The sequence below is a fragment of the Paenibacillus mesophilus genome (assembly GCF_005938385.1).
GTDB classification, from domain to species: Bacteria; Bacillota; Bacilli; order Paenibacillales; family NBRC-103111; genus Paenibacillus_AB; species Paenibacillus_AB mesophilus.
Genome location: NZ_VCRA01000001.1, coordinates 652792 through 670073 on the forward strand (window position 1 = coordinate 652792; position 17282 = coordinate 670073).

General features: G+C 57.6%; 13 protein-coding genes and 1 riboswitch. Of the genes, 5 read left to right on the forward strand and 8 right to left on the reverse strand.

Translation table 11 applies throughout. The features are described from left to right. Nucleotides 1-16: 16 nt before the first annotated feature. Nucleotides 17-616 carry an ECF transporter S component gene (locus FE783_RS02610; protein WP_138877737.1) on the reverse strand — a complete coding sequence of 200 codons (600 nt, stop codon included), beginning with the start codon at nucleotides 614-616 and terminating at the stop codon, nucleotides 17-19. A 115-nt stretch (nucleotides 617-731) separates the two neighbouring features. Further along, nucleotides 732-839, reverse strand: a riboswitch (TPP riboswitch). Nucleotides 840-1072: 233 nt separating this feature from the next. Here FE783_RS02610 and FE783_RS02615 point away from each other — a divergent pair. Together FE783_RS02615 and asd are read left to right on the forward strand one after the other, a co-directional pair. Beyond that, nucleotides 1073-1294: a hypothetical protein gene (locus FE783_RS02615; RefSeq protein WP_138877738.1), complete on the forward strand. Its 222-nt coding sequence runs from the start codon at nucleotides 1073-1075 to the stop codon at nucleotides 1292-1294. A 254-nt stretch (nucleotides 1295-1548) separates the two neighbouring features. After that, on the forward strand, nucleotides 1549-2334 hold the full coding sequence (gene asd, locus FE783_RS02620; RefSeq protein WP_138877739.1) for an archaetidylserine decarboxylase: 786 nt from the start codon (nucleotides 1549-1551) through the stop codon (nucleotides 2332-2334). A 129-nt stretch (nucleotides 2335-2463) separates the two neighbouring features. On the opposite strand, the gene FE783_RS02625 is transcribed toward asd, so the two are convergent. After that, nucleotides 2464-4572, reverse strand: coding sequence for a glycosyl hydrolase family 28-related protein (locus FE783_RS02625; RefSeq protein ID WP_202916114.1), 2109 nt, complete (start codon nucleotides 4570-4572; stop codon nucleotides 2464-2466). Nucleotides 4573-4914: 342 nt separating this feature from the next. On the opposite strand from FE783_RS02625, the gene FE783_RS02630 reads away from it, so the two are divergent. The 3 genes from FE783_RS02630 (at nucleotide 4915) to FE783_RS02640 (ending at nucleotide 7107) form a co-directional block, all read left to right on the forward strand. Next, nucleotides 4915-5118: a hypothetical protein gene (locus FE783_RS02630; protein WP_138877740.1), complete on the forward strand. Its 204-nt coding sequence runs from the start codon at nucleotides 4915-4917 to the stop codon at nucleotides 5116-5118. A gap of 68 nt (nucleotides 5119-5186) precedes the next feature. Next, nucleotides 5187-6038 carry an AraC family transcriptional regulator gene (locus FE783_RS02635; RefSeq protein ID WP_158301588.1) on the forward strand — a complete coding sequence of 284 codons (852 nt, stop codon included), beginning with the start codon at nucleotides 5187-5189 and terminating at the stop codon, nucleotides 6036-6038. Between the two features lie 97 nt (nucleotides 6039-6135). After that, nucleotides 6136-7107, forward strand: a complete 972-nt coding sequence (locus FE783_RS02640) for a phytanoyl-CoA dioxygenase family protein (RefSeq protein WP_138877742.1) — start codon at nucleotides 6136-6138, stop codon at nucleotides 7105-7107. A gap of 680 nt (nucleotides 7108-7787) precedes the next feature. On the opposite strand, the gene FE783_RS02645 is transcribed toward FE783_RS02640, so the two are convergent. From FE783_RS02645 to pdxR, 6 genes are all read right to left on the reverse strand, one after another. Further along, nucleotides 7788-9059, reverse strand: a complete 1272-nt coding sequence (locus FE783_RS02645; RefSeq protein ID WP_138877743.1) for a sialidase family protein — start codon at nucleotides 9057-9059, stop codon at nucleotides 7788-7790. 60 nt (nucleotides 9060-9119) lie between these two features. Further along, a complete protein-coding gene (locus FE783_RS02650; protein ID WP_158301589.1) occupies nucleotides 9120-10733 on the reverse strand; it encodes an extracellular solute-binding protein in 1614 nt (537 codons plus the stop codon). Between the two features lie 26 nt (nucleotides 10734-10759). After that, nucleotides 10760-11590: a carbohydrate ABC transporter permease gene (locus FE783_RS02655; protein ID WP_138877745.1), complete on the reverse strand. Its 831-nt coding sequence runs from the start codon at nucleotides 11588-11590 to the stop codon at nucleotides 10760-10762. Nucleotides 11591-11648: 58 nt separating this feature from the next. Then, complete coding sequence (locus FE783_RS02660) at nucleotides 11649-12566, reverse strand: ABC transporter permease (RefSeq protein ID WP_138877746.1); 918 nt, start codon at nucleotides 12564-12566, stop codon at nucleotides 11649-11651. 314 nt (nucleotides 12567-12880) lie between these two features. Beyond that, on the reverse strand, nucleotides 12881-15154 hold the full coding sequence (locus tag FE783_RS02665; protein WP_138877747.1) for a helix-turn-helix domain-containing protein: 2274 nt from the start codon (nucleotides 15152-15154) through the stop codon (nucleotides 12881-12883). Between the two features lie 191 nt (nucleotides 15155-15345). Then, complete coding sequence (gene pdxR / locus FE783_RS02670; protein ID WP_138877748.1) at nucleotides 15346-16806, reverse strand: MocR-like pyridoxine biosynthesis transcription factor PdxR; 1461 nt, start codon at nucleotides 16804-16806, stop codon at nucleotides 15346-15348. Between the last annotated feature and the right edge of the window lie 476 nt (nucleotides 16807-17282).

Sequence of the window (17282 nt, forward strand, 5' to 3'; positions counted from 1 at the left end):
GATGCATCACCTTTCTTCAGTCATTCAGAGAGCGCCGGTCCGCTTCGGATACCGGACGCACGATCCGGGTTACGCCGGTCGCTTCAAGCGCCTTGACCAAATAATAGGCGAATCCGCCCGTAATGACGATACAACCGATGAAACGGAACACGAAGTACAGCGTCAAGTTCCAGCCCTGCAGCTCGAGCAAATAGCCTTTGTACCAGTCCATGCCGAGCGAGCCGATGCCGGCCCCGATACCGGCGAGGCAAGTAACGGCAAGCGAGTAAGAGCGGTATGCGAACAAGGCGAAAATAATTTCGGCGCCGATCCCCTGCATAATGCCGTACGTGAGCGCTTCGACTCCATATTGGGAACCCGTAATCAATTCCCCGGAAGCGGCGGCCACTTCGGCCAGCAGCGCTACGCCGGGCTTGCGGATAATCAGAAAGGCTACGGTCGATGCGATGAACCACATGCCGTATGTAAGCTGCTCGGCTTGCAGCCCGAACACTTTGACCAGATCGTAGACCGGCCCCCATATCCGGTAAATGAGCCCAAATACGACCGCAATGACTACGGTGACCAAAATATCGGTCAATTTCAATCCTTTTGACTGCTTAAAAACGGTTGACAATAATATCCTCTCCCATTATCGATTTTCGTCCCAGGGTTCGTCTCCGCAATCGGAACAACAAAAAAGCCCACCCTTCATAGAGGGTGGACGCGCATTCGAAAAAGTTGGCTTCGAACGGTATGGTGTCCCACTTCCCTACGCTGGCATCATCCAGATCAGGTTCGAAGGGTCTAGGATGCGCGAACATCCAATCTCAGCCCATGGGGCTCCCCTAGTGACAAACTTATCTTAACACGATTCGCTCTTTTGTCAATACGGCTGTGACACGATAATACCCGCCGATACCGCCTCGGCCATTCGGACCGGAGCGGACAAGCTCCGGCAAACCGTCGTTTTTTTACCAATTAGTGACAAACGAATGTGAACTATGCTATCATTACGGATGAGTTTCATTGTCGCCCGACTCTCCAGCCGTCCGCGACGAACGGATACGAATTTCGAAGGAGCCGCAGCCCCATGGAAGAAATCGTTCGGTTGAAGCAAACGATGCTCGACGCTACGCACGAGTTGATTTCCGGATGCCGCTTTTGTGTGCAAATCGCTTCCGACTCCGATGATCGTACACCGGTACACTGCGTCAAATATTCCGGCTGCGCCATTCCGGTGCAGACTAATGTTGCCACCTGCCTATCCTGTCAGGAATACAAGAAAAGCCTGCCGGCGAAGCCTGTCCGATGACGCGGCGGGTTCAGCAAACCATCTCGAGCAGCCGACCGCGGCTGCTTTTCCTGTTTTCTTCACATACATTCAAACACGGGAATGTCGGTTGCTTTGCGGCCTTATCTATGTCAAGATAGGGAATATGTCTCTTGCGACCCGGGCTGCAATGCGGAGGCCAGCTTCACTTTTGGGGGCGCTTTTTCGGGGGTTCCCCCGAAAGTACTCGGAATACGCTTCGAAGGCCAGCTTCACTTTTGGGGGAATAGAAAAACATGAAACCTTTATTTCGACTGTTGACCGAGCTTTCTTCGCGGAAATGGATTTCGCGCATAACCGGAGCATTCGCCAAATCGGAGGCAAGCCGGCTGCTTATTCCCCGATTCGCCAAATCATACGGAATTCGCATCGACGATGCGGAAAAAGCGATTGCGGAATACCGGACGCTGAACGAGTTTTTTACCCGCCGCCTGAAGCCCGGACTCCGGCCGTTCGACAATAACCCGGATGCGCTGTTTAGCCCCGTCGATTCGCTTATTACAGGCATGGGTCCGATTCAGGCCGGCACGCTGCTGGGCATTAAAGGACAAGACTACACGGTGGAAGAGCTGCTGAACCGCTCTCCGCGAACGGTGAACTACCGGAACGGGTTTTATTTCGTCCTGTACTTGAGTCCAACCGACTACCACCGTATTCACGCGCCGGCAACCGGTACGATCGTCGAGAAGGAGCACGTGAAAGGGAAAGTGTATCCCGTCAACGATTTCGGATTGCGCCAGATGAAACGGGTTCTGAGCAGAAACGAACGGCTTATCACATATATCAATCACGAATACGGGGAAATCGCCGTCGTCAAAGTCGGCGCGATGAACGTCAGCAGCATCCGATACGTCGATCCGCTGCCGGATCGCTTGGAGCGCGGAGACGACCTCGCCTACTTCGAATTCGGCTCAACCGTCGTGCTTTTGACCGAGAACAACATTTTCGAGCCGCGCACCGATTTATCCGTCGGCTCCAAAGTCAAGATGGGCGAGTCGCTCGGCACGCTGCGCAGCAAATAATAGGTCCCTACGAGACGATAAAACCTCCACTTACCGCCGAAAAAGCGGTGTGGAGGTTTTTGGTGTGCCCTAAAGCAGCCAAATAGCGGCTGTAGCGCGATTTCCGAACACAGCATGCTGCCGTATGTTCTACGCCATACCGTAAGCTTGCTCGTAAAACTTCCCTCTGACCCGAATGACCAGACTCGCCGCGCCGTTCGTCTCGTTCGGCAAGTTGGCGGTCAAATTCGTCGCCGGCCCGGTTCCGTTGCGCAGCTCGATTTTCAAAGCGGTGGAGTAATTCGCCAGCCGGTACGGAACCGCCTGTGCCGAGAAGGAGCCGGGTCTCGCCCACAGCCCGGTGTCGGCCGCCCTCGATTCGGCAACCGTCACCTCGATCTCCTGATAATCGGCGGCATTGTCGATCGGCGCGCTCGTGTACAGGTTGTATTTGGACTGGAACGACTTCTCGCCCAAGAAGATGCCCTTGGAGAAATCGTCGGCGGAGCCGGGCACCGGAGTCGGCGTCCATTGCTTGTAGCTCCAGCCCGCTTCCAATATGGCGTAGCGGAACAGCGCCTCCGCATCCTTCGATCTCGCGCTCGCTTGCAGGGCGTACGGCTTCGTCACCCGATGCTCGATGACGCCGCCGTTGTTTCGCAGCTCGATCTGGAATTCGTAGTCGAGCAGAATGATATGGCCGAGACGCCGGAACGGCGGTTCGATATACGCGCCTTGGCAGTTCTCGATCTCATGGTATATCGTATTCGTCCGGCTGTACGGGAATTCGCAGGCGATCAGCCGGGGCTGGATCGTATGCTTCGTCGCGCGGATCGGGCCGCTCTCCGCCCGGCAGTTCACGAACGTCGGCCGGATCACCCGGTCGAGCACGATCGATGCGCTTTCCCGCGTCTGGATCGAGCAGTTGACGAAGCGCGGGTTGTTAATCCGGTAAGGCGAGCCGCTGCCGATAAAGCCGTCGATCTTGATCGGCGTGCTGTCCGGCTCGATCCGGCTTTGCCAGCCGGCGGCGAAGCCGTTGGAATGGTGATCGGTGCCGGAGAAGAAGCAGTCGGACACGAACAGATGGGACAAGCCGAACTGGCCTTCCGTTAATGCGTCGCCCGTCGGCGGAACGAAGCCCGTCTCGTCCGGCGGATTCCCCTCGTCCCCACCCAATACGGCCATGCCGATTTTTCCCTGGAACAGGCAGTCCTTGATCGTGGCATACTCGATCGCGCCATATTCGCCGGTCGCCGCCAGCCTGCCCGAAGCGTCCAAATACAACCCCGCCTTCTGCCAATAGCCGACGACGGAAACCCGATTCAGCTTCACGTGATCGGCATTGTCGATCCACACCCCGACATCGAACATCGCATGCTCGTCCGTCAGTTGGGTCGTAATGCTCCCCTGCCCGTCGCGGATTCGGAAGTGCGACAATATTTTCAGATCCGACAGCTGCGTTCCGTCGGCGTCGCTCTCGAACCGGACGGCGCACGTAAAGCTTTGGAAATCGGCGTGATTGCTTGAAAACGTTTGCGAACCGTTGCCGAAAAAGGCGAGAACGGTACCGTTCTCCATGTCCAGTATGCTGCTCGGAAGCTCGTTGCGGCGTTGCCCGAATGTGTACCACGACGAGTTGCCCGAGCCGCGGACGAACGTATTGCGGGGAACCGTTATCGTATCGGTCAGCTTGAATACGCCCGGCGGGAAAAACAGCGTCTTCCCTCTCGCCGCCGCAAGGGCGGCCCGGACCGCCAAAGTATCGTCCGTCACGCCGTCTCCTTTCGCTCCGAACCAGCCGGCGTGCATATTGCCGTCATACCGCCGTTTGAATCGCGCTCCGGCAGCGGAGACGAGTACCGTCCCCGTATTATCGGGAGTGACGGTATCGGCCGCGTCATACATGAACGGGCCTTCCCGGCCCGGATCGGTCACGTAATACAAGCGGCCGGCCTCCGGGCTTTGCTCCGCCCGCAGCTCGGCGATCGTGACGGACAGCACGCAATCTCCGGTCAACGGGTGTTCCGGATCGCCGTACACCGCACTGGATACACTCGGTTTCTCGCTCTTCGCCGCCTCTCCGACTTGTCCGGCGAGCACGCTCATCGTCGTCAGCGCCGCACCTGCCGCGCCGATCGCCGTAAGCAGCCTGCGCCGGCTCATCGTCCGGCCGCTCCAGCCCTCCTCTTCCTTATTCAGCTCCTTCGTCGCCCCTTCCAGTTCTTGCTCGCTGCCTTTCCGGTATTCCTCACCCATCACCGTTTCCTCCCCGATATTGGTTTGGCAGTTATTTTCCCGAACATTACCCGTTCCCGGACGGGAAACAACGTTCATGAGACACGCTTATCGCATACGAACCATATCCCGGCGAATCAGCCGAACGGTATAAAGCGCCTCTCGAGCAACACCTTATTACAATACACGGAACATGTATATGTCCGATTTCTGCTGTCGGCTTCCTTTACCTTACATCGCGGCATACGCGGTTTTTGAACCGATCGACCGTTTTTTACATCGGATTCGGCAGACATCCGTTTCACTATACAATTAATGTAAAAAATGTCGTATAATGAACTCATGATGAAAGGAGGCTACGACATGTCGCCGTTGGCCGCGAAAATAATCGCCGTATGCGTGATCGCCGTCCTAATCCTGATCGCAAGGATGCTGTTCAAAGGTACTCTGAAAGGGGAGGCCGGCGCCTCTAACCTGCTGTTTATCGCATTCGTACCCCTTTATGGCATCGCGCTTCCCCTCGTTCTTATTTTCCTGTTCAAAGCCATTTACTATATGTTCGTATGAGCGACAAAACGAAAACCAATCCGCGTACGGATCCTTTATTGCGGTTTCATCACGCCGGAGACGTGACCGTGAAGCCCGGCCGCAAGCTCGGCCCTCGCCACCTGCACGACTACGAGCTCGTCTATTTTCCAAAGAGCACCCGCACCTTGTATACATCAGCAGACGTTACCTACGCCTTCGACGGCCCGTTCGCGCTCGTAACAAGACCTGGCGAGACGCATAACTACTTGTTCGATCCGGCTGCCCCGACGCGCCATCTGTTCGTCCACTTCGACCTGGAGACCGATTGGATCCGCAGCCGGTATCCGAAGCTGCTGCTCGAAGGGGCGGCTCCGGTGTCCGTCGCGGACGGCTCGCTCATCCCCCAGCTGATGAAGCAATTGCTCTACTCGTTTCACCACCGGCCGCCAAGGTGGCAGCCGACGGCGGAAATGCTGCTGCTGACCGTAATGGAGGAGATGGAGAGCACATTAGCACCGGGCAGCGGGAATCGCGATCCGGAGATGATGCCTCCGCAAATTACGAACGCGCTTCAATATATCGAAGCGCACGCGAACGAAACGATCGAGGTCGATCAGCTGGCGAAGATGGCCGGCTGGTCGCACGAGCATTTTACCCGCACGTTCCAGCGCCATGTCGGTCATTCGCCGAAGGAATGGATGACGAAGCGACGAATCGGACTTGCCGCCCAGCTGCTGCTGCAGCGCCCGGACAGCATCAAGCAAATCGCCCGCGCCGCCGGCTTTGCCGACGAATATTATTTCCACCGCCTGTTCCGGCGGATGACGGGCATGACGGCGACGGAATACCGGCGCAAATACGGCGATCCCCGGCTGCGGGAGATGGCGCCTCCGGACGATTGGGGGCGGTTTTACCCGCTAAATCATATCTTCGTTCTCCGCTCGGCGGACGAGGAGTAGGATGCAGATCAAATTTATCCATCATTCGTTCGTCTCCGTATATTGTGAGCATCCCTTCTCTCCTGCACAATGAAGATAACTTGAGGAGGGGGAGAGCATGCACATGGAAACGGAAATTACGAAGCAAACCGGGCGATACGCGACGACGATCGACGAATATGTAAGCTATCGGCGGGACGGCTTCCTTGTCGTCAAGCAGCTTTTGTCGGAGGAGCATACGCAAAGGCTTCGGCAATGGACCGACGATATATACGAAGGCCGGATCAATTTGGACCATCTTTCCCGCGCGCACGCCTGGATGACGGGAGAGCAGAAGCAGGAGCGGCTCGCCTCCGCGCGGCTGCACATGCCGCATCGGGAGAATGCGACCGCGGAATGGGGGCTGCTCCATCCCCACGTGCTGGATGTGCTTGAAGCGTTGATCGGGCCGGACGTGCTGGCGCTGCAGTCGATGATGTTTTTCAACCCTCCGGGCAAAGGCGGCCAAGGCTGGCATCAAGACTCGTTCTACATTCAAACCCAGCCCGACTCGCTGATCGGCGTCTGGATCGCCCTCGATCGGGCCGATGAGCGTAACGGCTGCTTATGGGTGGCGCCCGGCTCCCATCACGAGCCGATTTATCCGCCCGAGAACCGGAACCATTTCGTCCACGCGGACGACCAGCATATCGAAGGGCTGTTCGCGGCGACTCATCCGAGCCATATGGATGATTCGGTCAACAATCTTTCCAAGGTAGCGGCCAAATACGGCGACGCCGTACCGGTTGTACTGGAGCCCGGGGACGTCCTGTTTTTCCATTCGCATTTGCTTCACCGCTCATACCGCAACGAGACGACCGACCGGTTCCGGCGCGCGTACGTGACCCACTATTGCAATGCGCGCTCGTGGGTGCCTTGGAGCGGCTCCAACGAGAATCATATATTGGCGCGCGGACGGACGCATTTGCCCTATGCGAGCCCGCTGTTCGGCACTCCGGTGCAATTGTCCCGCACCGCGGAAGGCGGAAGCGATAACGGCACGATGGCGGTGGCGATGCCGGACGGCGGTATGGGAATTATGGAGATGTGACGCCTGGGCCATCGGCGATCCGAGCCGGATAATATGCAGCTATAGCGCACGACATATCCAATCCAAATAACCTTCCCGGGGGCGCGAAGCCTTCCGGGAAGGTTGTTCATATTCAGCGGACCCGCCAACGCGCCGAAACTGCGGATGCTGCCGCCGGTCCAATTCGGCAAGCCCGCAGTACACCTTCTACGGCGCTCGCCAGCATCCGAACTGGAAAATATGCAGCTAAATTTGGCCATAATCCGAAAAACGAACATGCTAAATGGAAATCATGTTGTTAATCGGGCTTGATCGGGTCCGATAAGCCGTTTTAACCCGAATTAGATGGAGTTTTTCCATTTACTGCAACTATATTCGGTAAAACCGGGAAAATAGATGGAGCTTTTCCAGTTAGCGCACACTCGCACGGTATCGTACCAAACTCGATGTACCGAAACCAAACACCCCTTCCCTGCGCCAAGAAGCGGCCGGGGAAGGAGGTGTGCATGCGCGGACCGGGAGTCGTAACGCTCCGCAACAGCCCAGCCTGCCTCGAACGTGGCGGGCACTTTGGCGTAATGCAACGTACGCGGCTCCGCGCAGCCGCAGCAGCGGCGCGTGCTGGCGGCGTTGTTCGGCATATGCGGCCGTGCGGTGCTCGCCGCGCCATTCGGCGTCGCGGAGTTGCGGCGCGCCGGCGCCTAGTACACGAGCGAGCGGAAGTTGCGCACCGTGTGGAACGTGATCAGATTGCCGTTGTGCGCATCCCGCGCGCGGGCGTCCCCGGAACGGCTCGCCACGTACAGGTCGTCTCCGTCGATCGCCATGCTGGCGTAATGACGGGACTGCCTCGGCGTATCTCCGGCCGCCACCAGCGCCGCGAAGCACCAGTCGATGCAGTTTCTGGAGAAGTGAAGCTGCAGCCGATGCCGCTCGTTGTTCGGCAGGTCGAACCTCTCCTTCGGCAGCCGCTCCTTGCGGGTCATGCTGTCGGTCGATTGGGAGCTGAGCAGCCAATACAGCTTCGTTTGCTCATCGTACAAGATATGGAACTTCATCTGGCCGCCCGGGCATGGGACGAATACGGCCTTCTTCCCGGACGGAGTCGTTTCCAGCATCGTCGTCATTGAGCCGTCATCATGCTCCACAACCTTAGCGATCGCTGCATATCCCGTCCCGCCCGTATGGGCTCTCGCCCACAGATGGAACGTTTTCCCCGACGGGTCATGCCAGTAATGGTCCGGGTCGGTGAACTGGACGACGTTCGTCTCCAGCCAGCCGACGACCGCGCAGTGAAGCTGACCTTTCTGGAAGTAAGGCGTTTCCGTGAAAAACGGCACGCCGAAGTAATCGAGCCGCTCCGAAGGGAACGCCTCGATCGCCGACAGCCGGGAAGCGTACGTCCAACTGGCCGGATCGGTCAAATCCGCATCGGCCCGAGCCCGCATCAGCACCGGCTCCATTTGGCTGACCGGCCAAACGGTATGATCGTTCTCGCGAATATTTTCCATGACGAGATAGACGCAGCCATTGGCGTAATGCACGTTGCACGGCGCCTGGTGCCAATCGCCCTCCGTAGTGAGCAAGGACGTCTCGGACCACGTTTCCCCTTCGTCTTCCGAGCAGATGACCATAATATTGACGCAATGGCCGAGCACGTACAGCTTGCCGCCCGAGACGAAAGGCCGCGCGTGCAGAAACGGGAAGTCATGCGTATGCTTCCACGTCCGCCCTTTGTCGTCGGACACGTACACTTTGCCCTGCGCGATGAAGCCGTGGCGCGAGCCTTTCGGACCGGGCAAGTCCGGCACGCCTTTGCCCCCGATGTCCATCGTCAGCACGAGCCGGCCGGAAGGCAGCGCCAAGATGGCGGGAGAGTATGCATATACGTTTTGCGGGTCCGGGGATTCGTAGACGGTTACGAAATCGTCGGCCACCGGTTTTACGCGAAATGGTTCTGTCGTATGAATCATGTAAGGTTCACCTCATATATATAGATCGGGCAACGCCTGCCGGCGTCCGTTTGCGAGCAGTCATCCTTTGACGAACCGGTCGTAGCCTTTCTGCTTGATTTGCATCAGCTCGTCCAGCCCCATCCTCTTCAAATCCTGCACATATTTGTCCCATTCGGCTTCGATGCCGCCTTCCACGATCCATTTCGCCTCCATCTTCCGCACATAGGTCATGACATCGGTTTCGAGCACGCTCAGCCGCTTGTTCTCGTCCTCGCTCATGTACAGCGTCGGATAGACGCGCTCCTCCGGAGCGATGTGCGGCTTATATAGCTCATAGAAGCTGCTGCGGTACTTGTCGCTCTCGCTCTGCTCCAGCTTCTGCAGCCATTCCTTCGAGGCCATCAGCGGAATCGAGGTGGAAGGCGTCGTGGCCCCGATCCAGCTGCTCATATCTTGGCCTTTCGGCGGATTGACGATTTCGATCGTGCCTCCCGGCTTCTCCAGCAGATGCGTGCCGAACGGCCCGTACTTGAATTCGAGCACCGACAGCGGATCGTTCATCGTATCGACGAAGCGCATCGTCGCCTCGGGATATTTGTTTTTGTTCGTAATGGAGAAATAGTTCAGAATAATCCTGTTGTCCTGCCTTCGCCAAATTTGATCTCCGTGCGGCCCCTTCAAGGCGGGTACGGGCGCATAATCCTTCAGCAGCTCGTAGCCGAGCTCGTAGACGCCGTTAAACGAGGCGATCAAGCCTACGGCCGCCGGCTCGCTCTTCGTCTTGGACAGCAGCTGCTTAACATCCTGCGTAAACGTTTCCTTGTCGAACAACCCTTCCTTGAACAGCTTGTGCAAATATTGAACCGCTTCCTTGTAAGCGGGCGTTACAGGCTCGAATACGACCCGCTTGCCCGTATCGACCGAGAATCCGGTCAAGGCGTCGATCAGCCCGAACGCGCCATACAGCTCGTAATAGCCGTTCGTAGTCGTGTTATGGCGGAACGTGGCCGGTATTTCGTCGGCTTTGCCGTTGCCGTTCGGGTCGTTCTCTTTGAACGCTTTGAGCACCCGGTACAGCTCGTCGGTCGTCTCCGGGATGCGGAGGCCCAGCTTTTCCAGCCATTTCTTGTTGATCAGAAACGTATTGCGGTACTGGAAATATTGCTGATCCTCGAACCAGGGCACGGAGTAAATGTGGCCGTCCGGAGCGGTCGCCATCCTTCGGAGCGTCGGATTTTGGTCCAGCACCTTCCTGATGTTCGGCGCATATTGGGCGATCAAGCCTTCGAGCGGAATCAATATGCCTTGCGAGCCGTAATTGACCACGTCCTGCATGTTCAGTCCGGTGAAGAAGGCGTCGGGGTAGTCGCCGCTTGCGAACATCAGGTTCTTTTTCTCCTTCCAGCCTTCCGCCGGAATTTGCTCCCACTGGACGTCCACGTTCGTCTTCTTCTCCAAATTTTGCAGGGTGATCATTTCGTTGTAGTCTTTCTGGTAATGCTGGCGGTATACCGGGATTTTCAACCGGATCGGCGTATTGACGACGGGCAGCCCGACGGCATTGAAATTCGCATTCGGCGCGTCGGACTCCCGAGAGGCCGGGTTCGCTTCCTCCTCTTTGCTGCATGCGGACAATAGCAGCGACGCCGTCAAGGCGCCTGCGATGATGCGGTTTTTTGCTCTCTTTTTCATGCGAACCCCCCCTTTTGTATACATGGCTAGCCTTTCAAAGACCCGAGCATGACTCCTTTCACGAAATACTTTTGAACGAACGGATACAGCGCCAGCATCGGGACGCTGGCTACGACGATCGCCGCGTATTTGATCGAATCCGCCGCCGAACCGCCCGCTCCAAGCTCCATATTCAATGTCTCCTGCACGTCGCCCCGAATGAGCATGTTACGCAGAATGAGCTGCAGCGGGTATTTGCTGTCGTCGCGGAAATAGATCAGCGCCCCGAAAAACGAATTCCAGTGGCCCACCGCGTAGAACAACACGAGTACCGCTACGATCGCCTTGGACAGCGGCAACGCCACTAACGCGAAGAAGCGCAAATCGGTGCAGCCGTCCGTAATCGCCGCCTCCCTCAGCTCCTCCGGAATCGAATGCTGGAAGAACGTCCGCGCGATAATAAGGTTCCAGACGCTGACCGCGCCGGGCAGAATGACCGCCCACATCGAGTTGAGAAGCCCGAGGCTTTTGACCAGCAAGTAGGTCGGGACAAGTCCTCCGCTGAAAAACATCGTGAATGTGATCAGCATCATGACGGCGTTGCGTCCAAGCAGCTCTTTGCGCGACAGCGGGTATGCGCCCATAACCGTTACGGCGACGTTGACGGCCGTACCGACCGTCATGTAGAGCAGCGTATTGCCGTAGCCTCGCCATATGGCGCCGCTCCCGAGAATGCTCCGGTATCCTTCCGTCGTCAAGCCTACCGGGAAGAGCCGCACTCCGCCGCCGTTCACGTCGAGAGGATCGCTGACGGACGCGATCAGAATGAAATAGAGCGGATACAAAACGACGATCAGCAGTACGGTCAGCAGCGCCATGCTGAACCATTCGAATAAACGATCCGACCGGGACTGTCTGTTAACGGATTGCCCTCCTTTACCAAAGACTCGTATCCGTCAGCTTCCGGGCGAGCCGGTTTACGGTGACGAGCAGGACGAAATTGACCGCGGAATCGAACAAACCGACCGCCGCCGAGAAGCTGTACTGCATGCCGAGCAGCCCCGTCTTGTACACGTAGGTCGAGATGACTTCCGACGAATCGAGATTGAGCGAGTTTTGCATCAGATACGTTTTCTCGAAGCCGACGCTCATAATGCCGCCAAGCTGCAGCAGCAGAACGATGACGATCGTCGGCATAATGGACGGAAGATCGATATGCCGGATCCGCTGCAGCTTGCTCGCCCCGTCCATGACCGCCGCCTCGTGCAGGCCGCGGTCGACTCCCGCCAGCGCCGCCAAATAGACGATCGCGCCCCAGCCGGCGCCCTGCCATACACCGGACAGCACATGCAGCGTCTTGAACCATTCGGGCGAGCCGAGGAAAAAAACCGGATCTCCGCCCAGCCGGACGATCCATTGATTGATCATGCCGCTTCTCGGCGACAAGAACAGCGTGAGCATCCCGACGATCACGACGGTCGATACGAAATGCGGTGCATACATTACGGTCTGGACGAACCGTTTGAAGGCCCGGCCGTTCAACTGGTTCAGCAGCAGCGCCAGCGCGATCGGAACCGGGAAGCCGACCGCCATCCCGTACAAGCTCAGTCCGATCGTGTTCCGGATCAGCGTCCAGAACGGGTAGGAGCGGAAAAACCGTTCGAAATGCTCGAAGCCGACCCACGGGCTTCCCGCGATGCCGAGCGGCGCATGGAAATCTTTGAAGGCGATCTGCACGCCGTACATCGGGATGTACTGAAAGACGACGAAATAGGCGATCGCCGGCAGCAATAGCAAATACAGTTGGCGCTGCAGCTTCAGTTTGCGTACAAGCGCTCTCGCGCTCCCCGTCATGCCGGTGTCACCCCCATAGCCGCCTCTGCTTGCATGCAAATGAGCCGACCTGGTACTAACGATAAAAAAAATAGCAGAAACCGTAAATGCACTGTTTCTGCTGCCGATGCACCACCTTTTACAATAAGGCGCGATCAAAAAAATGGCTGATCCAATTTGAACGAAATTTCGCGTCACTACGCTACATTTGACAATCAAATTGGTCTATTATTTTTTGATCGCGCCAAGAGTGTCAGGACGCTTGTCGCATGGATATCGATAACGCAGCGGTTGACCGAATCGTACCCGGATTCGCAGCCGGTTACAAACAATCGTCATTTATGGTGCATCGTGCGGAATTCGCCGGGCGTGATGCCTTCGGACTCCTTGAACTTGCGTATAAAGCCGGACACGCTACCATAGCCGATATGCTCGACGACATCCTGCAGGTTGTCCGCGCCGGCGCGAAGCAGCTCCTTTGCTTTCTCCATGCGCAGCGCTTGAATGTGTTGCGTGACGGTTTGACCCGTCTGGTCTTTGAAATAGCGGCTCAAATACGAGGAAGACATCTTGAACTCGTCGGCGACCTGCTGCAGGGACAGCTGGTTGGACCCGTAATGCTCCCGGATGTAGGCCATCATTTTGCCCGCCAGATCGGTATTGCCGCTTTCTTTGCGGTCCGCTACGATGCGGCATATGTCCTCGGATATATGCTTGACGAGCACGATCAGCTCTTCCACCGTCTCGAACTCGGATAACGACCAAACGTCCGGGTACTGCCGGGCCATATCCGCATCGTCCCACTCCAGCTCGCCCAGCATCGACAATATGACGTGGATCAGGTCGAAGCACATGCATTTGACGAGAAACAGCGGCAGCTGCCGCTCCCGGATCGTTCCGATCGTCCTCTCCAGATGCTCCTCGATTTTGCCGGCGTCGCCTTGGTACATGTACAGCTTCAGCTGGTTCCAATCGCTCTTCGAATAGTCCGCATGCGGAAGATCGGCTTTCGACACGATATCGGCGAAGAAGATCACTTTGCCGTTGCCGGCGATGAGCCGGTAATCGACGGCCCCGCACGCCTCGATGTACGATTTGCCGAGCTCGCTCCATTGCCCGTATGCGGTCCCGGCCCCGATGGTCATCTCCGTGCGCCATTTGTCGCTCAAGGAACGGTGCGCGTCCAGAAGCAGCCGCTTATGCTCCGTCCCTTCCGGATCGTCGGCACCCATCATGAAGATGAGACTCGAGCCTTCGAGGCTCTCCATGCCGTACACTTCCGCATCGTCCGGAAAGCTTCGCTCCAGCTCCTCCAGCAAGGAGGAACGGTCGGACGGCTCGAGCGCGAAGCCTCTCGGGAACTGCACTACCGCTACCAAATGATACGGCTTCGTCAGCCGCAAATGCGCCAGCGCAAGCTTATCGGCCATATCTCCGTCGTCGGGCAGCCGGCCGCGTATCAGGTTCAGCAGCGCGTAATGCTTCATTGCCGGCCTGCTGCTCGAAATGCTCCGGTTCAGCTCGTCGTTGCTGTCCGACATGAGCGTCAGCGCGGAATGAATCGATTCGATTTCGCCGAGACCGGCGAATTCCCGGTTCGCCTTGCTCTCGGCAAACCGCTGAAGCTTGCGGATCGGCTTGTAGCTCAGCTGCGTGGCGAAGAAGACGAATACGCCTCCGAGCACGATCACGAGCGAAATGGCGTACAGCGTTCTTCGCTTCGCCAATTCGACGTTGTGGAGGACAGTCTCCTGGTCGACAAGCGAGATGAACGTCCAGCCAAGACGCTCCGAGCGGACGTCGTAGACGAAATAGTCGCGGTCCCTTAGCCGGATCGTCTTCGTGCCGTCGTCCGCCTTCACCTTGCCGCCGGCTTGCGTCAAGCTTTTGGCATCTTCCGGAGCGATTCCGTTCGTGGAGACGATCAGCTCGTTTTTTTCGTTCAAAATAAACGTGTCACCCCAGTCGTCTCCGAACTTCTTTTGCAGCAATGATCGGAAAGCGCTTTCTTTGAGCAAAAACGCGACCGTTCCGTAAGGCGTCGGATTGTTCGGCGGCAGCGGCATGACATAGGTGACCATTTTTTCCGTCGTGCCGCCCGGGCCCGTCACATTCTCCGCTCCCCTTATGTAAGGGTATTTCACCGCCTGCATGTCGCGCACGAACTGCTCGGGCTTCCAGTCGGGAAACGCGGCGATTTTGTCGGTAAACGTATGCACGTCGTAAGTGCTGTACGGCGTATACAGCGTATCGTGGCCGCGGAAATAGAGCACTAGCTGGTCGATGAATTGATTCGCGCTGACATAATTGCGCAGCTGGGCGATCGTATTCAGCTCCGTAAACGGGCTTTTCGTGACGTTGAACGGCGTCAGGTTCGTATTGCCGGATATATGGAAAGCGATATTGTTCAGCTCCGTCATATTGACGTCGACCGTATCCTTGACCTGAGACAGCAAATTCATGTTGCTCTTGGTCACTTCCTGCTCCAGCAGCTGGATGAAGAAGTTATAGGCGATCAGTCCGATGATCAGCACGGGAAGCAGCAGAACGATCGAATACGATATGATATATCGGTAGAGCAGCTTGGAGTTCAGCTTCCACCTTGCCATGTCCGTCCCCCTTCTCTGTAGTCGGGTGTTTAACTCCGCTCCATTAAACACCAGCCTTCTCTATGAGGCATGGTTCGCTTTAAGCCATTATAACAGACGGCATGTGCCCCATAAAGGGAAGTTTTGTTACGTTATGAGCGCGTCAAACTTTAGACCAGCAGGGTTAATTCCCTCGGACAACCTGCCATGCCTCATTCGGCAAACATCCGGTCTGCCACAGCTCTCATCCGTGCGATTCCTTCGATGATCTCCTCTTCGCTCACGTGCGCGAAGCCGAAGCAGGCCGCCGGGGCGGGCTTCTCCACATAATAGCCCGTTCCGTCCGACCATAAGACGCCTTCGTTCCGGCATTCCCGGCGAAACGCCTCATAGAACCCGGCCGACCGTTTCCACCGGGCGAACAAGTGCAGCCCCGCGTCACTCGGAGCCGGGGCGAACAGATCCGGCAGCTTGCGGGCAAGCTCGCCGCGCAGCAGCTCGAACTTGCGGCTGTAGACACGCCCCATGCGGCGCAGGTGACGCTCGTAGTCGCCGCCGTTCATGAAGGCGGCCAGAGCCCGCTGCTCCAGAATCGAGGTCGGGTGCGGCTCGAACAGCTGCCTTGCCCGGGCGAAAGGCTCGCATAGCGCCGACGGCAGCACGGCGTAGCCGATCCGGAAATGATGCATCATCGTCCGCGTGAACGTGCCGATGTAGACGACGCGGTCTTGGCGATCCAGCACCTTCAGCGGCTCGATCGGCCGTCCGCGATGGCGGAACTCGCTGTCGTAGTCGTCTTCGACGACGATCGCCCCGTGCTCGTACGCCCAAGCGAGCAGCCGCTGGCGGCGCTCCAGGCTGAGCACGGCGCCTGTCGGAAACTGCCGGGCCGGCGTCACGAAGACGAGCTTGGCGTCCCAATCCGCGGGAACGAGCCCGTGCCCGTCCACCGCGGCCGCGATCGGCCGGCCTCCGGCCGCGGCAATCGCCGACAGCGTTCCGGGGTAGCCCGGATTCTCGACGACGGCCGCTTGCCCGGGGTCTATAAGCAGCTGCGCGATGAGCGCGATCGCATGCATCGAGCCGTTCACGATCGCGACGGACGACGGATCGGCATCGACGCCGCGCGCCCGCTGCAGATGGCGGCATATCGCTTCACGAAGCGGCATATGCCCCAGCGCGGCGAACTTGTCGCCGTAATACGAATCGGCCATCCCCCGCACCTGGGCGAACAGCATGCGGTTCCAGTCGGAAGCCGGGAAATGACGGCGGTCGCTGTAGCCGACGGCGAAATCGATCGCCGGCCGCGGTCCTTCCTCGGGCTTGCGCGTCGGCAGCTCCGCCACGCGGCGCCCCCAGGCCGACAGCTCGCAAGCCGATTCGCGCACGGGTCGCTCCTCTTTCCCCGGGAGCCCGTCGCGGCGAAAGGCGACGTAAGTGCCCCGCCCGACCTCGGAGGCGACATACCCTTCCGAGGCGAGCATCTCGTACACGAGACTGACGATGCCGCGCGACAGCTTGTACAAGCCGCCGAGCTCGCGGCTGGACGGCAGCTTCGCGCCGTACTCCAGCTTGCCCGAGGCGATCATATCTTTAAGCGCGTGGTACAGCGCCGTGTTTTTATGCGGGTATCGCTCCAAATAGAGGTTCAGAGGCAGATGAAAGTCGGGCATCGATTAGTCTCCTGTCCTGTCCGTAAGTTGGCGTTCATTTGTGTGGCTCGTTGGATTTGCTTGGCTTGGTAGCTCGGGTGCGGCTCGGTGGCTTGGGCGTGGCTTGGTGGGCGTGGCTCGGTGGCTCGAGTGACTTGGCGTGGCTCGGCGCGGATTGGCTGCTTGGCTCCCTTTGCAGATGAAGCTGAACTGGAATTCCTGCAGCTAATTTTAGCTTTTATCGCTTTTCTGCAGCTTTTACTGCAAAACATAAAGTTATTTTCATCAAATCCGCCTGGTTTCTGCAAAACCGAATGATTTACATGTATGTTTGAGACTGTCGATTTACTTGCCTAAGAGTTAATCAAACACGCTGTTTCGGGTATTCAACCGTCAACTAGGTGGGAGATCTCAACAAAACTTCTTAATTCGTACCGTCTACGGTACACTGTTTCGGCTTTAAACTGCTAAATGGGCAGACTTATCCCGTGAGGGGG

What these genes read in the sequence shown, in the direction of transcription:
- FE783_RS02625 (WP_202916114.1), bottom strand. Translation starts at nt 4,572, where the DNA reads ATGGGTGAGGAATACCGGAAAGGCAGCGAGCAAGAACTGGAAGGGGCG.
- FE783_RS02655 (WP_138877745.1), bottom strand. Translation starts at nt 11,590, where the DNA reads ATGGCGCTGCTGACCGTACTGCTGATCGTCGTTTTGTATCCGCTCTAT.
- asd (WP_138877739.1), top strand. Translation starts at nt 1,549, where the DNA reads ATGAAACCTTTATTTCGACTGTTGACCGAGCTTTCTTCGCGGAAATGG.
- FE783_RS02645 (WP_138877743.1), bottom strand. Translation starts at nt 9,059, where the DNA reads ATGATTCATACGACAGAACCATTTCGCGTAAAACCGGTGGCCGACGAT.
- FE783_RS02630 (WP_138877740.1), top strand. Translation starts at nt 4,915, where the DNA reads ATGTCGCCGTTGGCCGCGAAAATAATCGCCGTATGCGTGATCGCCGTC.
- FE783_RS02640 (WP_138877742.1), top strand. Translation starts at nt 6,136, where the DNA reads ATGCACATGGAAACGGAAATTACGAAGCAAACCGGGCGATACGCGACG.
- pdxR (WP_138877748.1), bottom strand. Translation starts at nt 16,806, where the DNA reads ATGCCCGACTTTCATCTGCCTCTGAACCTCTATTTGGAGCGATACCCG.
- FE783_RS02650 (WP_158301589.1), bottom strand. Translation starts at nt 10,733, where the DNA reads ATGAAAAAGAGAGCAAAAAACCGCATCATCGCAGGCGCCTTGACGGCG.
- FE783_RS02615 (WP_138877738.1), top strand. Translation starts at nt 1,073, where the DNA reads ATGGAAGAAATCGTTCGGTTGAAGCAAACGATGCTCGACGCTACGCAC.
- FE783_RS02660 (WP_138877746.1), bottom strand. Translation starts at nt 12,566, where the DNA reads ATGACGGGGAGCGCGAGAGCGCTTGTACGCAAACTGAAGCTGCAGCGC.
- FE783_RS02665 (WP_138877747.1), bottom strand. Translation starts at nt 15,154, where the DNA reads ATGGCAAGGTGGAAGCTGAACTCCAAGCTGCTCTACCGATATATCATA.